This is a genomic window from Pontibacterium sp., from assembly GCF_041587635.1.
Classification (GTDB): domain Bacteria; phylum Pseudomonadota; class Gammaproteobacteria; order Pseudomonadales; family Balneatricaceae; genus Pontibacterium.
In genome coordinates this window covers 1-6,794 of record NZ_JBFGYC010000182.1, presented here as the reverse complement: position 1 = coordinate 6,794, position 6,794 = coordinate 1, and the positions used below count along the sequence as shown (strand labels likewise).

The 6,794-nt window shown below is 52.0% G+C and carries 6 protein-coding genes; 1 reads left to right on the top strand and 5 read right to left on the bottom strand.

Annotated elements, in window-relative coordinates; all coding sequences use genetic code 11:
• Positions 1–153 precede the first annotated feature (153 nt).
• Complete coding sequence (locus ABYW01_RS10515; protein WP_372832576.1) at positions 154–1,947, bottom strand: methyl-accepting chemotaxis protein; 1,794 nt, start codon at positions 1,945–1,947, stop codon at positions 154–156.
• A 162-nt stretch (positions 1,948–2,109) separates the two neighbouring features.
• On the bottom strand, positions 2,110–2,805 hold the full coding sequence (locus ABYW01_RS10510) for a M48 family metallopeptidase (protein WP_372832574.1): 696 nt from the start codon (positions 2,803–2,805) through the stop codon (positions 2,110–2,112).
• Positions 2,806–2,902: 97 nt separating this feature from the next.
• Between ABYW01_RS10510 and ABYW01_RS10505 the strand changes: the two genes are divergently transcribed.
• On the top strand, positions 2,903–3,490 hold the full coding sequence (locus ABYW01_RS10505) for a uracil-DNA glycosylase family protein (protein WP_372832573.1): 588 nt from the start codon (positions 2,903–2,905) through the stop codon (positions 3,488–3,490).
• An 18-nt stretch (positions 3,491–3,508) separates the two neighbouring features.
• Here ABYW01_RS10505 and ABYW01_RS10500 read toward each other — a convergent pair whose 3' ends face one another.
• From ABYW01_RS10500 to ABYW01_RS10490, 3 genes are all read right to left on the bottom strand, one after another.
• Complete coding sequence (locus ABYW01_RS10500; protein WP_372832572.1) at positions 3,509–5,482, bottom strand: DUF3488 and DUF4129 domain-containing transglutaminase family protein; 1,974 nt, start codon at positions 5,480–5,482, stop codon at positions 3,509–3,511.
• On the bottom strand, positions 5,479–6,477 hold the full coding sequence (locus tag ABYW01_RS10495; protein ID WP_372832570.1) for a DUF58 domain-containing protein: 999 nt from the start codon (positions 6,475–6,477) through the stop codon (positions 5,479–5,481). The genes ABYW01_RS10500 and ABYW01_RS10495 overlap by 4 nt, the downstream gene beginning before the upstream one ends.
• Positions 6,464–6,794: AAA family ATPase (locus tag ABYW01_RS10490; protein WP_372832569.1), on the bottom strand; the 331-nt coding region annotated here is incomplete at its 5' end. The genes ABYW01_RS10495 and ABYW01_RS10490, both read right to left, overlap by 14 nt.

Here is a 6,794-nt window from a genome sequence, read left to right as displayed (position 1 = left end):
GGCTTTATCAATGCCAACGAGTGCTATCAGTTACTACAGGAAGGGCTTAACCCAACCAACGATGCGAGCTGAACAGATCAGGCAAGCCGCAAAAAGAAAGGGAAGGTTTTTAGGCCTTCCCTTTTTATGGTTTAGATAGCGTAATCAACGCCGTCACTCTGACAGGAGGTGTTTCGGATCAAAGCCCATGATCAACGATCCCCAGTGCTTACCGTTGACGTACAGCGGTATAGACAGGTCGTTCAGCACCTCACCCGTGTCACGAATAAAGGTCTGCAACAGGAACGGTGAGGTATGGTTTGCCCGACGCTGTTCAGCACGGCTCCCGGCATAGATACGGCGATTACGACTCTTCAGGTTATCCACATCGAAATTACCCGTAATCGGATCGGAAACCTTGGTGTGATGCGCTGGCGCATAACCGTTCAGATCCACCGCAATCGCGTAGATAAACTCTGCACGCTCCGTAATAAAGCGGTCAAATACTGGCTGTAAGCGAGACTGATAGGCATCCACATAGGATGTATCAAACTTTTCAGGTAACTGACCGTCATTGGTACGACGATAATTCGTATCAAACAAATTGCTTCCCTGACGCATCATCTCTTCCAAAATATCCTGAGTCTCTTGCGCCCAGCCCCGCCCAGCCTGAATCATGCCTTCAAATCCACCGTAGCCGATGATAAAGCGTGACAGCAACTCCTGCGTTTCTTCAGTCGCGGTTTCCAGATCACCGGAGTGACTCTTCGAGATCTCCATCTCGCCCTTGATCTCTTCTGAAATTTTGGTGATCTCAGAGACATGCTCATGGGTATTGCGGTTGGTGTATGCCAGCTCGTCGATGGCTGCACTGATACTACTGAGCTGACCGTTCAACTCCTCAAAGTCAGACACCATATTGGAAAACTGTGTATTGGTATTGCCGATGAACACTTCAGTATCGGAGATGTACTCTTTGATCGTGTCGGCACCCGTGCGGGTATTGCTGACCAACGATGTCATCTCACTGACGTTCTTGTCGATCTCAGAGGTCGCGCTGCTGACCTTCAAGGACAACGAACGTACTTCATCGGCCACCACGGCAAAGCCACGCCCCGCTTCACCTGCGCGCGCGGCTTCAATGGAGGCGTTAAGAGCCAAAAGGTTAGTCTGGTCGGAGAAATCCTTCACCATCCCCAGCACCCGCATGATATTTTCTGAGTTCTCCGACAGCTGATGCACTGTACTCTGGAACTCACCGATCTGCTGACCGACCGCCTGCACCTGATCCTTTACCCGTGCCATCTCACTACTGGAGCCACGGACTTCTTCCAGGTTATTGCTGTTGCGCTCCGAGATCTCCAGCGTGTGCGCCGCAATTTCATCGATCGCCGCAGTGGCTTCCTGGCTGGCCTGAAACACCATCTGAGCCCGCGTTTCCTGCTCTTCTGCCGATGTGTGCGCTTCGTTCACCACCTTCTGCAGCTGAGTCGCACTTAATGCCACCTGCACGCTGCGCTGCCGTGTCGATGAGATCATCTTCTTCAGACTATGCGAGAAGTCGTTATAGCTTTCCGCCATGCTGGAAATCTCGTCGTGGGAGTACTGCGGCAAAGTGGCTGAAATATCACCATCACGCTCTTTTACGGCACGCAATACGTTGGTGATACTGCCAATTGGACGCAGAAACAGATGCCGCATGAAGAAGATGGTAAATGTCCCGATAAGGAACGTGTAGATCAGCAGGACCAGCGAAGCGACAGACAGCGTTGATGCACTCTGTTCAAGTATCGCACCCGCCGCCTGACTCGTATCGAGTTGAGCATGAAGTGAATTCAGATCTTGATAGACCCAATACCCGATGGCCGCAACGATGAGGTTCGGCCCTAATAGGAAAACGACGTTGCCAACTATTTTTTTGGTGAGGGAGTTAAAAAACGTCTTTTCAATACTGCTGTAAAGACTCATGTGACATGCCCGTTGTTGTTATCGTTTATTTAATGTTTTTTATCTGCACTTTTAAAATTCTAAGGCGGCGTATTCTGCGTTTTCAAACGCTCTAGCGCCGTCGTTCCCTCGAAACTGTCATTAGAAAATCTAACACAGCACCTGATGCTTGCAACTGTACTTTCAGAAGTACAACAAAGGATATCGGCACTGTAACCCTAGTCTTAAGGTATTGTATTGTGCGACAAAAGTAGCAACTAACGCCCAGAAGCGCTTGCTGTGGTTGAAATGCTTGAGATGAGCCAGCTCATGGACGATCACATAGTCCACCTGATCGGCCGGTGCCATGACTAGCCGCCAGTTCAAAGAGACGTGCCCCCGGTTGTCACAACTGCCCCAGCGGCGGCGAAAACTCTTGATCGTCAAACCCGATGCAACCAATCCGGTAATCTGCTGCCAGTGTTGAATCCGCTCTGACAGATAACTTTGGGCTTGCTGCTGATACCAGCTTTTAACCAGATCGGTCACACGTTCAACTTCAGGACGGCTACCACGGCGGGATAACGTCACCCGTAATCGATCATCATTTCGTTCTATATGGTTGCGCGGTCCATACTGCCAATCAAGCACTAAGGTTTGTCCGAGAAACGGGATTTCAGATTGCTGTGCAATACGAATTTCAAACGCTTGTCCTTGCTCAGCAAGGCTCTGTTGTTTCTGTATTATCCAGTGACGCTTCTCCGCAACCCAGCCTTCAATCCAGCGATCATCCACCCAATGCGGGACCAGTACACGGACCTGGCCCGGCTCCACTTTAATGGCGGCGGTGCGACGTTTTTTACTGCGCACGATTTCGTAGGCAAAGCGTTCTGTTGTCATCAAATTTATCTGCTGGCAGTTTGTTGCGAGGGCTATCATAGTAGACTTGGATCAGAAGCACATCGCCAAACCACAACCCACAGAGGCTTTTCGCTCAATGTCCCTGATTCCGATGGACAATTTACTCGCCGAAATCCGCGCCTGTGAATATTGCGCGAAACAGCTGCCTTTAGGTAGCAACCCTGTGGTGCGCGCTTCATCCAGCGCACGTCTGATGATTATCGGACAAGCCCCTGGTACCCGGGTGCACAAAACCGGCATTCCGTGGAATGATCCCAGCGGTGACCGCCTGCGTCAGTGGTTAAACCTTGAATCGGAACAGTTTTATGACGAATCCCGGATTGCCATCATGCCGATGGGCTTTTGCTATCCGGGTAAAGGAAAATCGGGTGATCTACCCCCTCGCAAAGAGTGTGCACCGCTCTGGCATCCAAGCCTGTTGGAGCAGATGCCAGACCTCCAACTCACACTGTTGATCGGTCAGTATGCGCAAAAGTACTATCTTGAGGACCACTACAAAACGCTTACTGAGCGCGTACAGCAATGGGCGGAGTGCCGGGAAGGCTTCATCCCGCTGCCACACCCATCACCTCGCAATCAGCTGTGGCTAAAGCGCAACCCCTGGTTTGAAGATGAAGTGGTACCGATGTTACAACAGCGGGTTGCTGCGCTGCTATCAGATTGAGAGTGAGGATTAGCTGCCCTAAATTTTGCTATGGCATCGACGCACCCAAGCCAGCAGCTCTTTCCCGGCATCCAGCTGATCGGTTTCAGCATATCGCATCTGCTCGTAACGACCCGCAATCTGGCTGAGTACCTCCGCCAGATCTGGGCGCACGTCAGCCACACGTTCACAGTATCGCTTTACAGTCTCTCCCGGACTGCGACCCAACCCGGCTTTACGTTCCAAGCGCTGCGACAGTTTTTCCAGCGCCTGATCATGCGGGTCTTTCGGGTTGTTCCAGCTGTGCCAGAATACCCGTAACGCAACTAACGTCATCACTAGCATAAACGGAAGCACCAACGCCAAAGCAACCCGCAGGGGCGTTATTTCGCCTAACAGACGCGTCAGAAAATCGTTTTGATAGCGATGATAGTTCACCACCCATTGCTGCCAGCCATAGGAAAATGCATCCCACTTTAACCATAGATCAGCAAGCACGCTGTCTTTACCAACAAGTAAACTTCCCAGTGGGGTGTCTTCTAGGAAATTTTCCTGCTCTGAAAACAGCTCTTCGGCAGGGCTTTCAATTCTCTCAGGCGCTACTGCAGCAGTCGGATCATAACGAACCCAACCTTTTTCCGGTAACCACGCCTCTACCCATGCATGCGCATCATACTGACGCACCAACAAATACTTCTCATAGGGATTCCACTCCCCCCCCTGATAGCCTGCCACGACGCGCGCCGGGATACCTACAGAACGCAACATAAACACCATTGAACCGGCGAAGTGTCCACAGAACCCTTTCTGGCTGGAAAACATAAACTGATCGATCTGGTTCCCTTGCAGTTTTCCCGGGCTCAACGTGTAGGTGAAGTTGAGATGATAAAACGCCATTAACATTCGGATGTAGGCCTCTGGGGAACCTGCGCGGGTGTACCATTCACGCGCCGTTTCTCGACTGCGCGGATTGGTGAGCGGCAAACTCAACTCCCGCCTGTAGTTCAGTGCACTGCTATTTACCGCCAAGCGGTACTGTGAAGCAGAGTGAAGATCAATCTGTTCTCGGGTGTTGATGGGGCGATTCCGCTGAAATGTAATGTCTTTATTGAGTGTCACGCCATCCGGCACAGACACTGGCATATCTAATGCGGGAATATACGTCCGCCCGGTAGGCTCCAACATCAGTGAATAGTGGTATGTCGGCTGCTTCATCTGCAGCGACTCGGCAATCTGGGGACGCGGATCCTGCTGTTTACCCTTATACCAACGGAGACCGTCAAAGTCCGGGTACGTCATCACTCGCCAGTAAAGCGCACTTTGCGGAGGAGGCTCACCCTTAAATTCCACTCTGAATGCAACGTCTGAAGAACGGGTTAAATGGGTGATATCACCGGGCGACATCGTTTCAGATAGACCGGTCTTGGCCCCACCCACATCCATCTTAAGCGACCATATCGGTCCCATTCGCGGAATCAGGATAAACAGCACTAACATCAGAGGCAGGGACTGCATCATCATCACTGCACTGCTGCGGAATGGGCGTCCCATGTCCACGTTGTGCGTTTGGTAGATGGCCAGCAAAGCGGCTGTGGTCAGCTGGATTGCCACCAGCACGTAGGCCGCCATCCAGATACTTTGATCAAATAATAGCGCACTGCCCGCCACAATATAGGCAACGTAGACCACCAACAGTGCATCACGTTGGCGGTAGATCTCCAGCGACTTCAGGCCAAACCCTGCAATCAGCAGCGCCACCATACCGTTGACACCACCAACACCTCCATAGCTGAGAAACACCCCGCCAAACGCCAGAAATGAAAATAGCGCGAGTACACTCCAGTGCGGAAATGACCAACGCCCCGTGTGAACCATCAACCGCCAGCCTATCGTGCCCGCTATCGCCGCCGGAACCCATAAAGGCAGGTGAGTTAAATGGGGCACCAATACTGCAATGATCGCAATGAACTGCCACATTAGCGCCGGGCGACTCAAACGAAATTGATCGCTCACTCTACTCCTCCCGGAAACAGCGCCAAGGCAGTCAGTAACTGCTGACGATGACTGTCTCCACGATCCGGCTCAAAATCCCTACCCGGTAGCCGCAGACCGTAATGCTCCCCCTGCTTTTCAAGCTGAAGTACCAGATAGCACAAACAGGACAGCCGTGTTTCTGTAGGCATGCCTGCCAACGCATCCCAATCCAGCCAAACCCGCTCATCCAGCTCAGCATGAAACGTTTTAGCGTGCAGCCCCTGCCCACGCGCATAGGTTTTCCAAGCCACATGACGCAACGGCATACCGGGGTGATACTGCTCTAACCCAGCAAAATCTTCTCCGCCATCCAATGACTGCATCCGCCCCTCGCCCTCTGAACGAATATAAGATTGCGGTCTCAAGCTTTTTTGCGGACTGGGATACACAACAGCATTGCTATCCACCTCAAGCCAACTCCAGACTCTTAGCAGCCCCAGCGGGTACATACTTTCGATCAGCAACGGTCGCGGATGTAATCGCCCACGTACCGGGGCCGGGTGATAGAGGCGTACCGTGCAACCGGAGTGGTCAATCATCTCAATGGTTTGCGACTGACACCCCTTCCATGCGAGCTGCACGTTTTCCCGCTCACGTTTACCCCCGGCACTTAACCGCAACTCAAATTCAGCTTGCTCACCCGCAAAGCAGGGGTAACCCTTGATGGCTGTAATCTTGATACCGGAGAGATTGCTGTAGGTATGAATAATCGAAATCACAAAAATACTGAGCAGTAAAAACGCCACCGCATGAAGCAGATTGTTTTCGTAGTTCACACCGATGAGCAGCAACAAGATCGAGACGAAAATGAATCCCCAGCCGGAGCGACTGGGGAAGATAAAAATACGTTTCTGATTCAGTTCGATTGAACGACCCTTTGGACGCCGGCGCGCTGCCCAGCGATCAAATGGCCGCCGCAGGCTTTTTCTAAGCTTAGCGAACATGACAAACCGCTGCCCCTCAGCCGACAACATCGACCTCACTGAGCAATCGCTGCACCAACGCCAATCCACCATGCTCGGCATAGTCTTCAGCCGCCCGTAAACGGTGACCAAATACAGGCTTCAACAACGTTTGCAGATCCTCCGGCACAACATATTGGCGACCATGCATATAGGCCCATGTTTTGGCACTGCGCAGCAACGCCAGCGCACCGCGTGGTGAGATACCGTATGCAAAGCCTTTGGCTTCACGGCTGTAACGAACCAGACGCTGCAGGTAATCCAGCAGACTGTTAGACGCTTGCACTTTATCGCACGCAAGATAGATTTCACGCAGTGTTTGCTGATCG